16 protein-coding genes are annotated in these 14,974 nt (G+C 62.5%); 14 read left to right on the forward strand and 2 right to left on the reverse strand.

The genetic code is table 11. From position 1 onward, the window contains the following. The first annotated feature begins 98 nt into the window (after positions 1 to 98). Positions 99 to 845, forward strand: coding sequence for a CoA transferase subunit A (locus tag B0E55_RS13625; protein WP_007730016.1), 747 nt, complete (start codon positions 99 to 101; stop codon positions 843 to 845). Further along, entirely contained in the window at positions 842 to 1,489 is a 648-nt protein-coding gene (locus tag B0E55_RS13630) for a CoA transferase subunit B (protein WP_007730017.1), read from the forward strand. The genes B0E55_RS13625 and B0E55_RS13630 overlap by 4 nt, the downstream gene beginning before the upstream one ends. 63 nt (positions 1,490 to 1,552) lie before the next feature. Here B0E55_RS13630 and B0E55_RS13635 read toward each other — a convergent pair whose 3' ends face one another. Next, positions 1,553 to 2,431 carry an AraC family transcriptional regulator gene (locus B0E55_RS13635; protein WP_021331871.1) on the reverse strand — a complete coding sequence of 293 codons (879 nt, stop codon included), beginning with the start codon at positions 2,429 to 2,431 and terminating at the stop codon, positions 1,553 to 1,555. A 154-nt stretch (positions 2,432 to 2,585) separates the two neighbouring features. Between B0E55_RS13635 and B0E55_RS13640 the strand changes: the two genes are divergently transcribed. From B0E55_RS13640 to B0E55_RS13655, 4 genes are all read left to right on the forward strand, one after another. After that, a complete protein-coding gene (locus tag B0E55_RS13640; protein WP_020909277.1) occupies positions 2,586 to 3,158 on the forward strand; it encodes a peroxidase-related enzyme in 573 nt (190 codons plus the stop codon). Positions 3,159 to 3,291: 133 nt separating this feature from the next. Continuing rightward, positions 3,292 to 4,989 (forward strand): hypothetical protein, encoded by a 1,698-nt coding sequence (locus tag B0E55_RS13645; RefSeq protein WP_080909884.1) that lies wholly within the window; start codon positions 3,292 to 3,294, stop codon positions 4,987 to 4,989. Continuing rightward, positions 4,961 to 5,578, forward strand: a complete 618-nt coding sequence (locus B0E55_RS13650) for a sortase domain-containing protein (RefSeq protein WP_080909885.1) — start codon at positions 4,961 to 4,963, stop codon at positions 5,576 to 5,578. Before B0E55_RS13645 ends, B0E55_RS13650 begins: the two co-directional genes overlap by 29 nt. A gap of 26 nt (positions 5,579 to 5,604) precedes the next feature. After that, positions 5,605 to 6,687 carry a M20/M25/M40 family metallo-hydrolase gene (locus B0E55_RS13655; RefSeq protein WP_019745497.1) on the forward strand — a complete coding sequence of 361 codons (1,083 nt, stop codon included), beginning with the start codon at positions 5,605 to 5,607 and terminating at the stop codon, positions 6,685 to 6,687. On the opposite strand, the gene B0E55_RS13660 is transcribed toward B0E55_RS13655, so the two are convergent. After that, positions 6,648 to 7,673, reverse strand: a complete 1,026-nt coding sequence (locus B0E55_RS13660) for a LacI family DNA-binding transcriptional regulator (RefSeq protein WP_080909886.1) — start codon at positions 7,671 to 7,673, stop codon at positions 6,648 to 6,650. The genes B0E55_RS13655 and B0E55_RS13660 overlap by 40 nt on opposite strands. A 234-nt stretch (positions 7,674 to 7,907) precedes the next feature. On the opposite strand from B0E55_RS13660, the gene B0E55_RS13665 reads away from it, so the two are divergent. Genes B0E55_RS13665 through B0E55_RS13700 form a run of 8 tightly spaced genes read left to right on the forward strand, consistent with a single transcriptional unit; the run spans position 7,908 to position 14,883 of the window. Continuing rightward, on the forward strand, positions 7,908 to 8,750 hold the full coding sequence (locus tag B0E55_RS13665) for a BtpA/SgcQ family protein (RefSeq protein WP_029256362.1): 843 nt from the start codon (positions 7,908 to 7,910) through the stop codon (positions 8,748 to 8,750). Positions 8,751 to 8,752: 2 nt separating this feature from the next. Then, entirely contained in the window at positions 8,753 to 9,652 is a 900-nt protein-coding gene (locus B0E55_RS13670; protein WP_046379367.1) for a carbohydrate kinase family protein, read from the forward strand. After that, positions 9,649 to 10,656 (forward strand): substrate-binding domain-containing protein, encoded by a 1,008-nt coding sequence (locus tag B0E55_RS13675; protein WP_019745494.1) that lies wholly within the window; start codon positions 9,649 to 9,651, stop codon positions 10,654 to 10,656. Before B0E55_RS13670 ends, B0E55_RS13675 begins: the two co-directional genes overlap by 4 nt. A gap of 2 nt (positions 10,657 to 10,658) precedes the next feature. Beyond that, positions 10,659 to 11,429: an ATP-binding cassette domain-containing protein gene (locus B0E55_RS13680; protein WP_003939830.1), complete on the forward strand. Its 771-nt coding sequence runs from the start codon at positions 10,659 to 10,661 to the stop codon at positions 11,427 to 11,429. Further along, positions 11,426 to 12,469, forward strand: a complete 1,044-nt coding sequence (locus tag B0E55_RS13685) for an ABC transporter permease (protein WP_003939698.1) — start codon at positions 11,426 to 11,428, stop codon at positions 12,467 to 12,469. Before B0E55_RS13680 ends, B0E55_RS13685 begins: the two co-directional genes overlap by 4 nt. Next, on the forward strand, positions 12,466 to 13,515 hold the full coding sequence (locus tag B0E55_RS13690; protein ID WP_080909887.1) for a phosphotriesterase family protein: 1,050 nt from the start codon (positions 12,466 to 12,468) through the stop codon (positions 13,513 to 13,515). Before B0E55_RS13685 ends, B0E55_RS13690 begins: the two co-directional genes overlap by 4 nt. After that, positions 13,508 to 14,260 carry a glutamine amidotransferase gene (locus B0E55_RS13695; protein ID WP_003939869.1) on the forward strand — a complete coding sequence of 251 codons (753 nt, stop codon included), beginning with the start codon at positions 13,508 to 13,510 and terminating at the stop codon, positions 14,258 to 14,260. The genes B0E55_RS13690 and B0E55_RS13695 overlap by 8 nt, the downstream gene beginning before the upstream one ends. Beyond that, positions 14,257 to 14,883, forward strand: coding sequence for a TenA family protein (locus B0E55_RS13700; protein WP_029256359.1), 627 nt, complete (start codon positions 14,257 to 14,259; stop codon positions 14,881 to 14,883). Before B0E55_RS13695 ends, B0E55_RS13700 begins: the two co-directional genes overlap by 4 nt. The last annotated feature ends 91 nt before the right edge of the window (positions 14,884 to 14,974 follow it).

The following is a 14,974-nucleotide window of genomic DNA, read 5'->3' on the forward strand; positions in this document are numbered from 1 at the left end:
TTCGTAGATGTGACCCAGGCAATGCCGGGGGCGAAAAATGTTCGTGATGCGCACGGGGGTTCACAATACGTACGCACCGCGCTACTGTGATCGACATGATGGACAAAGTCATTCCCACTGCTGCCGAGGCCGTCGCCGACGTGCCGGACGGCGTCACGATCGCTGTCGGAGGTTTCGGGCTCGTCGGAGTGCCGGAAATCCTCATCGATGCGCTCCTAGAGCAGGGCGCGACATCACTCGAAACGGTGAGTAACAACTGCGGCACCGACGGGTTCGGGCTCGGAGTGCTTCTGGAGAAGGGGCGTATCCGTCGTACTGTCAGCTCGTACGTCGGCTCCAACAAGGAGTTCGCGCGTCAGTACCTTTCCGGTGAGCTGGAAGTCGAACTCACGCCGCAGGGCACGCTCGCCGAGCGCATGCGCGCCGGGGGAGCGGGCATCCCCGCGTTCTTCACCCCGGCCGGCGTCGGCACCCAGGTCGCCGACGGTGGCCTGCCACTGCGTTACGACGGCAACGGCGGCATCGCAGTTGCCAGTCCGCCCAAGGAAACTCGTGACTTCGACGGCGTCACCTACGTGATGGAGCGCGGCATCGTCGCCGACTATGCACTGGTCCATGCCTGGAAAGGTGACCGGCACGGCAACCTCGTCTACCGCGCGAGTACCCAGAACTTCAATCCGGCTGCAGCAACGTCGGGGCGCATCACCATTGCGCAGGTCGAGCACCTCGTCGAGCCGGGTGAGCTCGACCCTGCCGAGATCCACACGCCGGGCATTCACGTTCAGCGTGTTGTCCACGTCGGCCCCGTGACGGTCGGCATCGAGAATCGGACGGTACGAGCATGACTTCTGTACTACCCACCAAACTCACCCGCGAAGAGATGGCGGCCCGCGTCGCGCGCGAACTCGAGGACGGGCAGTACGTGAACCTCGGCATCGGTATGCCGACGCTGGTTCCGAACTACCTCCCGACCGACATCACCGTTGTATTGCATTCGGAGAACGGCGTTCTGGGCGTGGGTCCGTACCCGACCGAGGACGAACTCGATCCCGAGCTGATCAATGCGGGCAAGGAGACCATCACCGTTCTCCCCGGTGCGTCGTTCTTCGACTCCTCAGCGTCGTTCGGCATGATCCGCGGCGGCCAGGTCGACGTTGCCGTGCTCGGTGCCATGCAGGTCAGTGCCACCGGAGACCTCGCGAACTGGATGATCCCCGGCCACATGGTCAAAGGCATGGGCGGCGCGATGGATCTGGTCCACGGCGCAAAGCGCGTCATCGTGATGATGGAGCACGTCTCGAAGAAGGGTGAGCACAAGATCGTCGAGGAGTGCTCGCTTCCGCTGACCGGTAAGGGCTGTGTCCAGCGAATCATCACCGACATGGCCGTGATCGACGTGACTGACGACGGTCTCCGCCTGGTGGAGACGGCGCCGGGCATCAGCGTCGAGGACGTGGTTGCTGCCACCGGAGCGAAACTGATTCTTTGACAGTATGTTTCATCTGATGGCTCAGCCGCCGGGTCGTGACTTCCATCCGACCCGGCGGCTGTTTTACGCCCCGACGTCCTTCAGCTCGCTCTCGACCGGAATCCAGAGCTCGAACCGTGCGACGGTGAAATCGTCGTTGTATTCGGTACGCATGATCTCGGGACCAGGTACGGAGCGAAAAGGGTTGGCCGGGAACCATTCCGTGTAGATATCGCGCCACAAGTACTGCACAGATTCGATTGCCGACCCGTCGGCGGTGAACACGGCCCACGTGTGTGCGTCGACCGTCAGCACATCGAAACCCGTGGGTGAAGGTTTGCCGGTGACCACTCCCAGGTAGTAATCCAGTTCTGTACCTTCGGTTCTGGGATGCGCCAAATTGTCGACGACACTGACGATTCCCGCCGGTTCCTGATCGGACAGCTCGCGCAACCCGCGCAACGCAACCTTGTCCACGGAGCGGGTGAAATCTTCGATGGCGGAGTTGGGACCTTCGTGAACCAGTGGAACCCGGGTCTTGAACCCGACTACCGTCAGGGCAGGTTTGTCCACAAGCATGTAGTCCATCGGTGTGGCTCCTTCCAGTGTCACGTGAATGACAAGTTTCGGTTGTGATTTGAGAACGGCGGGAGCGCGTTTGACCGCGCCGGGGCTCACGCCGTGAAATGCGGTGAACGCTCGTGTGAAGGCTTCCGCGGACGAGTAGCCGTACTTCACGGCGGTCTCCAACACTCCTGATCTGCTGACGGACAACTCGGCACCGGCCAGGGTGAGTCGACGTCGACGGATGTATTCGGATACGGGAATGCCGGCCAGGGCTGAGAACATCCTCCGAAAGTGATACTCCGAGGTGGTTGCCAGCCTTGCCATCTCGGCTGTGTCGATCTCGCCGCTCAGATTGCTTTCGATGTAGTCGAGCGCGCGGTTCAGTCCGTCGATCATCGTGTCTTCCTGTTCACGGGTTTCACGCTACGCAGATCACTTGGGCCGTACCCGACTATCCGTGCCCGAAAAAGTAGGGCAGGAAATGCATCTGGACAACTCAGTTAATCATCATTATCTTGAATCGAACATCGATGGTTGACCAGGAGGCACAGTGAGCACCCGTTTTCCGCAGGCTGAATTGACCGAGGTGCCCGAGGACATCGCCGCCAAGATTCTCGAGATCCAGGAGAAGTCAGGGTTCGTGCCCAACGTCTTCCTGATGTTCGCTCGGCGGCCAGCCGAGTTCCGGGCATTCTTCGCATACCACGACGCGATCATGCTCAAGGAAGATTCCGCACTCACCAAGGGCGATCGAGAAATGATCGTCACCACGATCTCTGCGGCCAACAAATGTACGTACTGCGTTGTCGCGCACGGCGCGATTCTGCGTATCTACGAGAAGAAGCCGCTGGTTTCCGACCAGGTTGCGGTCAACTATCGCACCGCAGAGATCTCCGATCGTCAGCGCGCGATGCTCGACTTCGCCACCAAGGTGAACTCCGCCTCGCACGAAATCGCCGACGCCGACTTCGACGCCCTCCGTGAGCACGGCTTCGGCGACGAGGACGCGTGGGACATCGCCGCGATCACTGCATTCTTCGGGCTCAGCAATCGCATGGCGAGCTTCTCCGGCATGCTGCCCAACCCGGAGTTCTACCTGATGGGGCGCGTTCCGCGGTCCTGATTCCTGCGTCTCGAACATAAGCTTTCAATTTTTCGGACCGACCGGTCGTAACGTCTGGAACTCAGCCGACGAAGTAAAGGCTGTCCACGCCGGAATTGCCGTCTTCGTAAAGAAGGCCGAAAGGTTGAGCGCTATGTCGGAGAAGTCCATCGCCCATTCTCGGAGGGTCCGCTCTGCGGCCGCCGGTGCCGTACTAGCTCTCGGATTGGCGGTGGGCGGCACAGGAATTGCATCGGCAGAGCCCGAAACCGTGTGTACCCCGAGTGCCGATCCGCTGGTGACCTGCGCCGAGGAAGAGGCAGCTGCCACCACCGACGCCGACGCGGCGACGAGCACCGAGACCACACCCGAGAAGGTTGAAGCCGGGGTCGCGGGCGCGGGCAGTGCCGAAACCGCAGGTACGGACGCCGCAGCACTGGCGGAAGCCGAAGCAAAAGCCAAAGCAGCAGCCGACGCGGCAGCGAAGGCCGCCGAAGCAGCTTCGACGGCAGGGGTCGACTCGTCCGCAGCGACAGACACTTCGGTGAAGGCGACCGAGGCAATGACTCAGGCGAGCGTCGAGGCAACCAAGGCGGCGGTCGAATCGACGCAGGCCAAGGCGGAGGCAGGGGCCGCGGAACAGTCCGCCAAGGAAGCCGAAGAGGCAGCCAAGGTTGCGGAGTCCGCAGCGGCCGATGCGAAAGAGGTAGCAAAAACAGCTCAGGCAGAAGCAGACGCCGCCGCAGCCAAGGCTGCCGAACTCGAGGAAGCTGCGAAGGCCGCCGGTTCGGGGACCAAGACCGAGGAGGCGGCACAGGCTCGCGCCGAGGCTAATGCTCTGCAGGCCAAAGCCGATGAGGCGAAGGCTGCCGCGGATGCAAACGCCAAGCTGGTTGCGGACAAGAACAAGGAAGCCGACGAAGCCTTCAAGAACTGGGACATCGCGAAGGGACTCGCCGCAAAGGCTCAGGCGTTGGCCGCAGCTTGGAATGCCAAGCAGCTCGCGATCACCGTCAAGGAAACTCAGAAGGTGGCCACCGCCGCCGAAACTACGGCCAAGGCAGCCGAGTCCGCAGCCGCCACCGAGGTAGAAGCTGCTACCGCCGCCCGTAAGGCTGCTGATGAAGCGGCAGCTACCGCAGCTTCCGCACAGAAGGACGCCGCCGCTGCACAGAAGGCCGCGGAGACGGCCCAGGCCGAGGCCGATGCTGCAGGGGAGGCGGCCACCGACAAGCGAGCAATCGCCGACGAAAAGGCTGCCGAAGCCGCCAAGAAGGCCGAAGCTGCCGAAGCAGCGAGTAAGAAGGCGCAGGATCTCTACCTGGCCGCCGAAGACGCGAAGGCCGCAGCCGACGCCGCAGCAGCAAAGGCCAAGGAAGCTCAGGCCGCCGCGGCCGCCGCGAAAGCCGAAGCGGATGCAGCGCAGAAGATCGTCGACGAGCTCAAGGCAAAGGGCGAGAAGGAGATCGACAACGGAACAGGCGTCGGCGGTAAAGTGATCATCGGTGAGCACACCGACGACGGCTCCGGAGTCACGAAGGTCGACGAGACCACCGCTGTAGTGAACAAGACCGGCGTCAAGCTGGTCGGCTACTACAACAACAAGGGAGCCTTCGACGTCGTCGACTACTACGTCACCGACGCCGACGGCGATCCGGCACTTGCAGGAAGCCTGCCCCCCGTCGAACTTGCTCTCGGTGACACTGCAACCAGCAGTACCAGCGGCAGCAGCAGTTCCAACCTGCCGGCTGTACTGATCGGCGTCGGAGTCGTGGGCGCTGGCGCCGCAGCAGCTACGACGGTGGTTGTTCGTCGCAAGCGTCATGACGGCCCGGGCAACACGTCTGCGTAGCGCCGGCCTCTCGGCGGTAGCGATCCTCGCCCTCCTCGCATCCGGATGTTCGGGCGAGAACGCAGGATCGCTACCCGACCGCTCGCCGGTGCAGTCGCATATCGCGGCTGCACCGGCTTCGGTGACCGTCGATCCGGCAGAACCCGAGCGGATCGAGTTGAGGTCTGCGTCCGGGGTCACTTACCTGAGCAGTCCGTTGCACTCGGAGAAACTGATGCGCGGCGGCGAGAGTGGGCACCAACTGAATCCTGTCGACGAACTGCCGGTGTGGTGGGGCGAGAGCGGAATGCCGGGAACGTCGACCACACAAACAGTTGTCGTGGTCGGCCACAACTACACCACTCGCGAAGCACCGTTCCGGACACTCCGGGTGGTGGAGCCAGGCGATCGAATTCTCCTGGGTACACCGAACGGCACACTCGAGTACGACGTCGAAACAGTCGGGCCGCTGCACAAAGGTTCGCTGCTGGGAACTCACGAGTTGCGTGAATCAGTTCCCGGACGGTTGATCCTCGCCAATTGTGATGTGGTCGAAGGAGAGTCGACCGACGACAATTACGTCGTCATCGCCCAGCTGGCAGCGCACTGAATCCGTGGCAGTGCAAGAATAGGGACATGGATTCCCTCGGACTTCTCTCGGAACTGGTAGCTCTCGACACGGTCTCGGGGGAGGCCGCTCCTCAACGGCGGGCGATGGATTCGATTGTCTCGTTGGTTCTCTCACGTGCGCCACAGGCGAAGGTGGAGTCAGACCTGACCGGCAATCATCCCTGGGCCTTGATCACCAACGAAGCTGCACCTTCGGCAGCCAGACTACTGTTCGCCTGCCACGTGGACACGGTGCCAGTGGGCACTGTCTCCGACTGGGAGTTCGACCCGTACGCCGCACAAGTCGACGGCGAATTGTTCCTCGGCAGAGGGACATCGGATATGAAGGCCGGCCTTGTTGCCGCTACTGCCGCGGTTGTCGACGCTTTCGAACGTGGAGTCCCGGTCGCACTACTGCTGACGAGCGACGAGGAAATCGGATCGCTCGGGGCCGCTCGTTCGGCCGACGCCGTGGCGAATCTCGAGGTCGGGGCTGTCATCGTTCCCGAGGCGACCGGCAATCGCATCAACCTGGGGCACCGCGGTGCACTGTGGCTCGAAGTGTCCGTCAAAGGAAAAGCCGCGCACGGGAGTACGCCGCAGCGAGGAACAAACGCTGTCCTCAAACTGCTTGACGTCGTCGATCGAGCTCGGCGTGAGCTTCCGCTGTCGTCCGACGCGTTTCTGGGCGCCGAAACCTGGAACCTCGGTTTGGTCGGCGGCGGTTCGGCTCCGAACATCGTGCCGGACAATGCACGTGCGGTGATCGATCACCGCACGGTGGGAGACGGCGCAGACCTGCTTGCATGGTGGCGCGCCCAACCGGAAGTCGACTCGGTGGAGACGTCGATTCACCTGGGAGGTGTGCGTACCGACGCGTCGGATCCGTGGTTGGCTACCTTGCCGATCCCTGTTGCAACCGAACCGGTTTCGTACTTCACCGACGCTTCGGTGCTGGCAGCGGCCGCCCCCGGCGCTCCCGTCGTGATCTGGGGCCCTGGCACTCCCTCGTTGATGCACGCGGCCAACGAAAGCGTCAAGGTCTCGGAACTGGACGATGCAATTGCGGCTTACGGTGCGGTGGCTGCTGCTTGGCCGACGGTGGACTGACGGACAATCAGTTCAGGAGCAAGCGCAATGTGGGCTGTCGACTCGGAAGAGTTGTTCATCGCCTGATCCAGAAGTCGCACAGCTTCTTCCGCGATTCTCTCCTGCGGCTGTCCGACGGTGGTCAACGGCGGATTGCACAGTTCGGAGAAGGGGATGTTGTCGAAACCGGTGACCAGAACGTCGCCGGGGACGTCGATGCCCAATGCGTGGCAGGTCTGCAGCACACCGAGCGCGATCAGGTCGTCGGCGCAGACCAAGGCGTCGGGGCGAGTCTTGCCGGTCAGGATGGTGTTGGACGCCGTGCGTCCCCATTCGATCGAATACTCGCCGAGTTGTGTCCACTCGTCACGAGTTTCGATTCCCATTCGATCCGCATGGCGGAAGAATCCGGCCCGGCGAAGTTCGGTCGACGAATTGGTCAGCTCGGAACTGATGAAGGCAGCCGATCGCGCGCCGCGCTCGGACAGATGCTCCATCACGAGTGATTGAGCGGCGTCGTCGTCGACACCGACCCAGTCCGTCTGGGTATCCATTGCAAACCGGTCCAGTTGAACGACCGGAAGCGTTGCTGCGCTGGCTCGTACTGCTTCGGCACTCAATTCGCCGTGGCACGGGCTGATGATGATTCCGTCCACCTGCCGCGAGACGAGCGACTTGAGCCGCTGCGCTTCCACGTCGGGATCGGAACGAGAATCGCACAGGAACAGTTGTAGGCCGCGCTGAGCGAGGACGTGTTCGACGTTGACCACCAGCGAAGTGAAGAAGGGATTCGCGATACTGGGAACCACCATGCCGACAGTGTCCGTCCGATTACGACGCAGTGAGCTGGCGATGATGTTTCCCGAGTATCCGAGAGAATCCGCGGCTCGTTTGATCGTCGCTGCAAGCTGGTCCGAGACAGGGCGGGATCCGGACAGTGCCCGCGACACGGTGGCAGTCGAGACCCCGGCCAGTTCCGCGACATCGCGAATGGTCGCCTTGCGCATGCGTCCCCCGTTTTCTGCTCGATTCGGGTCCGAGGTTATCGAACCGCACGGTCCAGTGTCCCGCATGTAGCGCGATTGAGGCAATCGTTTACAAATCCGAATTGTGAAATCCTTGACACAACCCGGTGTTGATCGCATAACCTGCTAATTCATCAAGGCAATCGATTACATCGTGTGCAGATCTTGTGCATGGACATACAGCGCAAATCTTGCGCATGGAATGGGGTAGCTGAAGTGACCGCATCACCGCTCGGAGTCTTTCCGCCCAAGCCCTCGGCGTTGGCAGAGATGTTCACCGGCACGCCTTCTCTCATCGGGGCCATCCACCTCCCTGCTCTGCCGGGCAGCCCGCACTACACCGGGCAGCCGGTTTCGGAAATTGCTCGCTTCGCTGTGGAGGAAGCGCACGCGTACGTCGACAACGGTTTCGACGGTGTGATCGTCGAAAATCACTGGGACATACCGTTCCTCAAGCCCGGCGAACACGGATACGAAACCGCCGCCAGCATGGGAGTCATCACGGCAGCGGTGGTCGGTGAGTTCGGCAAGGCCGTCGGCGTCAGCATCTTGTCCAACGCCGGCGAGTGCGGAGTGGCCGCGGCGTGGGCGGCAGGCGCGAGTTTTGTGCGCGTCAATCAGTGGGCCAATGCCTACATCGCCAATGAGGGCTTCATCGAGGGTCAGGCGGCCAAGACGACGCGCTTCCGCCATCGCATCGGCGCCGACCCGGTCCGGATCTTCGCTGACGTGCACGTCAAGCATGGTGCGCATGCCATTGTTGCGGACCGCACCGTCGCGGAACAGACCGAAGACGCCGAGTTCTTCGATGCAGATGTCCTGATCGCGACCGGTTCGCGCACCGGTGACGCCGCTTCGGTCGACGAGGTTTCCGTGATCCGAGACAACACCGTTCTTCCTGTGATCATCGGATCCGGCATCACGGCTGCCAATGTCGCAGCGCTGATGAAGGAATGCGACGGCGCCATAGTTGCATCCTCGGTCAAGGACAATGGACGCTGGTGGGGACGGGTCGCAGGCGAGAAGGTCCGCGAAGTGTCCCGGGCCGCAGGAAAGTAACCATGATTGTCTTTTGTGGATACGCCAACAACGATGTGACGGTACATGTTCCACATGTGCCGGTGCTCGGAGAGCGCGTGCAGGCAACGGCCATCAGTCAGATCGACGGTGGAATGAATGCAAATGCTGCGGTATCCGCAGCCCGAATGGGCGCGCAGGTGATCTTTGCCGGTGCCGTGGGCCCGGACGCGCGATCCACCGAGTTTCTCGAAGCCCTCGAGGCTGACGGCGTCGACACCAGTTGGTCGCCGCGAGATGCGTTCCTGTCGACGGCAGTTGTACTCATCGCGCAGGACGGCGATCGCTCCATCATCAGTCAAGACGACCCGAACGATGCCGAACGAATCGGAGTTGTCATCACCCGATTGGCTGCTGCCGGTGGTGGACGGCTGTTCCTCGACGGATACCGTGCGGGCTTCCTGCCAGAGGGATTGCCGGGAAGCGTAAGTCTGGTAATCGATCTGGACGGTTGTGAAAACAAAGCCGCGGCACTGCGCGCATTCGCGCTCGCTGACCACGTCGTCGTAGGGCGTGCCCTGTGGGAAGGCGAGTTCGGGATCGGTTTCGATCAGTGGCAGGCACTGGCCGCCGAGCACAACACACACCTGCTGGTGACCGACGGCTCGCGAGGTTGGACACTGGCCACACCGGACGGCGAGGTGACGAGCGAACCGGCAGTAGTGGTCGACGTCGTCGATGCCGTCGGGGCCGGTGATTGCTTCGGCGGTACGTACATCGCTTTTGTCGACGCCGGGCGCTCACCGGTGGACGCTGCACGACTCGCGGGAGCCTCGGCTGCCTTGGCTTGCGCCACTGCCGGACCCCGCGGATGCCCCACCCGAGATGAATTGGACAGCTTCACAGCAACATTGACCCCTCACACCCTTTTGGAGACTCGATGATGAAACGTGCATTGCCTCTGGCGCTGGGAGCTGCAGTCGCGCTCACGCTCACCGCTTGTGACTCGGCTTCGTCGAGTGACTCGAAGGACGCATCGGGTGGCTCGTCCATCCCGCAGCCGACCCGAGTCGCCGAAAGCTGTGACGGGACGAACGGCAAGCTCAAGGTCGGTCTGGTGACCATCAACCTTCAGGCGCTGTACTTCAACCAGATCAACAATGCCGCCAAGAACGTCGCGGACAAGGCAGGTGTCGACCTGCAGATCATCAGTGGCAACGACGATTCCGTGGCGCAGGCCAACGCCTTCGACAATCTGATCGCCGCCGGAGTCGACGCGATCATCGTCGATGCAATCGACACGGACGGAATCAAGCCGTCGGTCGTCAAGGCCAAGAACGCGGGCATCCCCGTCGTCGCGGTCGACGCGACCATCGACGATCCAGCGCTGTCGACTCAGGTCGGTACGGCCAATGCCGAGGGCGGTGCCAAGATCGGAAACACCTTGGCCGACGTCGCAAACAACACCGGAACGGTCGGTATCGTCGGCGCGCTCAACAGCACTGTCCAGTTGGAGCGGCAGAAGGGCTTCACTGAGACCGTGACCGGCCGCGGAATGACCGTCGGCACCGTCGTGGACGGACGTAACATTCAGGAGAACGCACAGACCGCAGCGGAGAACCTGCTGACCGGCGGCGGCGACATGAAGTACGTCTACGCAACCGGCGAGCCGGCGTTGATCGGACTCGTTGCGGCGGTCAACAGTCAGAAGGCGCAGGATCGCATCGAAGCAGTCGGTTGGGATCTTTCGGATCAGGCGGTAGGCGGACTCAAAGCCGGTTGGCTTAAAGGCGTGGTCCAGCAGAACACCTTCGAATTCGGCCACGAGGCAATGAATTCGGCAATCGACCTGGCTTGTGGTCGCGGCGCTCCGGCGAACATCCCCGTCCCCACCCAGATCGTGACCCCGGAGAACGTAGCCGACTACATGTACTACTTGGAGAAGTAATCATGGCACCTCCACTGATCGAACTCTCGGGCATCACCAAGTCGTACGGACCGGTGAAGTCCCTTCAAGGAGTTGACCTTCGGCTGGCGAAGGGTGAAGTACTCGGAGTCGTCGGCGACAACGGCGCCGGCAAGTCCACCCTGATGAAGATCCTCGCGGGCGCCGTCCAGCACGACGGCGGCGAAATGCGCGTCAACGGTGAACCAGTGCGCTTCTCGACGCCGCTCGACGCGCAGCAGAAGAAGATCGGCATCGTCTACCAGGACCTGGCGCTGTGCGACACGCTCGATGTCGCGAGCAACCTGTTCCTCGGAAGAGAACCGCGAAAAGGTCCATTCCTCGACCGGCATGCCATGCACGAGAAGGCGGCTCACATTCTCGCCGACCTTCATGTCAAGGTGAAGTCGACCTACCAGGAGATCGGGCAACTGTCCGGCGGGCAGCGGCAAACCGTCGCGATCGCCCGGGCTGTTTCCTTTCGGCCAGACGTACTGATCCTCGACGAGCCCACCGCAGCGCTTGCCGTCGCCGAGGTCGAGTCGGTGCTCAAGCTGATCACGGACGTCGCAGCGGCCGGAGTGGGCGTCATTCTCGTGACACACCGCCTGCAGGACCTGTTCCGCGTATGTGACCGAATCACGGTCATGTACGAGGGGCAGAGCGTCGACGACGTTCCGATCGGCGACCTGAACATCGAGTCCCTCGTCGGACTCATCACTCGAACTCCGGTGCCGCAACGGACATCGGCAGCAACACAGGGAGCCACGGCATGACCACTCTCGAGAAGACCCAGGCGCCGATCGAGCGCAAGCTCGCCGCGAAACCCTCCTTGTGGGACAGCGTCAACAAGCCCACCCTCGCGATGCTGGCGGTGACAGTTGCTGTCGCAGCCGTCTTCTCGGCGACCACGTCGTCGTTCCTGACATTCACGAACCTGTCGAACCTGGCAACCCAGATCGCTCCGGTTCTGATCATCGCGGTGGCGATGACTTTCGTGATCACGGCAGGTCAGATCGACCTGTCCGTCGGTGCGATCGTCGCGTTCGTCGCGGCGATGAGTGCCGAGCTTATCCAGGCCGGCGTCGATTCGTCCCTGGTCTTCGTGGCCGCCCCGGTGATGGGTGCGGCCTGGGGCCTGGTCAACGGATGGCTCGCTGCCTATCAGGGCATTCCGCCGTTCATCGTGACTCTGGCGACGATGTCCGTCATTCGCGGTATCGCGCTGTATCGGACCGAAGGATTCTCCGTTCCGGTTCCGGCCGACACTTACTTCGCGAAGCTCGGAACTGCTGAGTTCCTCGGGTTCTCCGCCAGCGCCTGGATTGCTCTCGTAGTCGTGGTCATCGGAGCAATTGCGCTCAACCGCATGCGCTTCGGGCGCTACGTCACCGGTATCGGATCCAACGTCGAATCCGTGCGACGGTCCGGCGTCAACACGCGTCGTGTGCTCATGATGACGCTCGTCTTCACCGGCTTGGCTGCCGGTATCGCGGGACTGCTGATCGCGGCTCGACTGGGCTCGGGTTCGGCCAACTCCGCAACGGGATTCGAGCTCACGGTGATCACCGCGGTGGTTCTCGGTGGCACCAACCTCTTCGGCGGTCGCGGCACCGTGATCGGTACCGTCATCGGCGCTGTCCTGACCGGAATCATCGCCAACGGACTGACCCTGCTCGGTGTGAGCCCGTTCTTGACACCGATCATCACCGGTGTCGTTCTGCTACTGGCCATCTGGATCAACATGCGGGGACACACCCTGAGCGCGCTGTGGCGACACCTGCAGTCCGCACCCTCGGGGCCTGCACGCTCATGAGCAAGGTTCGTACTGTCACGGGAACTGTGGACAGCTCGGAACTCGGACTGGTTCTCCCACACGAACATCTGCACAACGATGTCACCGGTGCGTACACCGAGGCCCCGGATCCGGTTGTGGCACAGCGGTTGGCCGGTCCGGTACGCGCCGAGGATGCCTGGCTTCTTCACGACAATCCGTACTACAGTCTCGACAATTGTCGAGTCGACGACGCAGCGGCCGTGGTGGAAGACCTTGCGGACTTCGCCCGCCTCGGTGGTCGGACGATCGTCGATCTGACACCGCCGGGACTGGGCCGGGCACCGGCGAAGTTGGCGGAGTTCTCGCGAAAGTCAGACGTGCGAGTGATCATGGGTTCAGGGTGGTACCTGGAGACGACCCATCCGGTCGAGGTCCACGAACTCGGTGTCGACGATCTGGCAGGTTCGCTCGTCGAGGAGTTCGATCCGGCAAAGGAATTGGCTCCTGGCGTGATCGGGGAGATCGGAGTCTCCCCGCTCTTCACTCAGAACGAGGCGAAAGCGTTGAGGGCGGCATGCATCGCCCAGCGCGAGGTGGACGTGCCCCTGTTCGTCCACCTTCCGGGATGGCAGCGCGTCGGACATCACGTCGTCGACATCGTGGTCGACGAGATGGGCGTCGATCCGCAAGCAGTGGTCCTGTGCCACATGGACCCGTCCGGACACGACGCCGACTACCAACGATCGCTCGCCGACCGCGGTGTCTTTCTCGAGTTCGACATGATCGGGATGCCTTTCGATTTCCCCGGCGAGGGTCTTTCGCCGCATCCGGCGGAAACAGCCACTGCGGTAGCCGGATTGGTAACCTCCGGTCACGCATCACAGCTCCTGCTCAGTCACGACCTCTTCCTCAAATCAATGCTCAGAAAGCACGGCGGAAACGGATTCTCCTACGTACCACTCGCCTTCGCCGCCCGGTTGGTGCGCGCAGGCGTAGATCCCCAGCAAGTGTCCGCACTGATGCGAGACAACCCGAGGTCGCTCTTCGAGCAGGCCGCGAAAGGAAACAGAAGCAGTCATGGGTAAACGAGTACTGATCGCCGGCGAGAGCTGGATGACGACGTCGACGCACGTCAAGGGCGTCGACGAGTTCAGTGTCCATTCCTACGTCGAGGGAGTCGGTCCGCTTCGGGATGCGCTCACCTCACGTGGCCACGACGTGACACACATGCCCGCACACCTGGTGCCGACGCAGTTCCCCGGTACCGCAGAAGCGTTGTCCCAGTTCGACGTCGTCGTTCTCTCCGACATCGGAGCGAACTCGCTGCAGTTGGCTCCCGGTGTCTTCGACCAGTTCCGCGCCGGGGAGGATCGCCTTGTCGCGCTTCGTGACTGGGTGAACGCCGGCGGCTCACTGATGATGATCGGTGGCTACCTCTCGTTCTCCGGGTTCCAGGCGCGAGCAGCTTTCCGCCAGACCGCGATCGCCGAGGTACTACCCGTGACGATGCTGGCCGAAGACGATCGCGTCGAGACACCGGCCGGGATCGTTCCCACCGTCGTCGATGCTGCTCACCCGGCTCTCGGTGGTGCCGGCGATTCCTGGCCGGCGCTCCTGGGATACAACCGTGTCGTCGCGAAGGACGGTGCCGTGGTTCCCGCCACCATCAACGGCGATCCGCTTGTCGCTGCCGGTGAATACGGCGCCGGACGGTCGATCGTCTTCACCTCGGACTGCTCGCCGCACTGGGCTCCGCCGGAGTTCTGTGAGCAGTGGCCTGGATACACCGACCTGTTCGACGGCTTGATCAGTTGGGTCGCCGGCGAATGAGTCGCTCCTCAGACCTGCTCGCGCGGCAGCAGAGTAATCTCGCTGCCGCGCGGGCGGTTCCATTCATCGAGGACACCATCGGCGGGACGTTGAGTGATGAGGGATTCCGCCGGTACCTCGTGATCGAAGAGGCATTCGTACTGACGGCCGTCAAGGTGTTGGGGTTGGTGGTCGCCGAATCCCCGACGCTCGACGACGCGCTCGACCACGTGACGTCGATGTCGAACCTGGTGGGCGAACAGCGCGAGTATTTCGCGCAGTTGCGTTCCCGCTTCCCGTACGCGGGGGACGCAGCGGCTCTGGTCGAGGAGTCGTCTGTGCTGTCGACGCATGCCTTGACCCTCGCTGGCGAAGAGGGCAGGGCGGCGGCCCTGGTGGGCATGTACGCCGCGGAAACCCTGTATCTGTCGTGGTGCCGGGAGGCGGCGGCAGTGAACGTACAGCGCGAACCAGCGTTGCAGGACTGGGTAGACATGCATGTCGCTCCGCCGTTCGTGTCTCAGGTGGCGGTGCTGGCGTGCGAGGTAGACGCCATGCCCGAGTCCGTCACCGACGAGGACCTGGATCGGTGGTTCTCCGGCATGCTGGCCGCAGAGATCGATTTTCACAACGTGGCGGTGTGAGCTACCGCTGTGCGCCTTTATTAACCCCCGGCGGTTAATAAAGGCGCACAGCAAAAGGCCCGTAGGTCGCTTTCGCAACCTACGGGCCTCT

It is taken from the genome of Rhodococcus sp. 66b, from assembly GCF_002076325.1.
Classification (GTDB): Bacteria; Actinomycetota; Actinomycetes; order Mycobacteriales; family Mycobacteriaceae; genus Rhodococcus_F; species Rhodococcus_F erythropolis.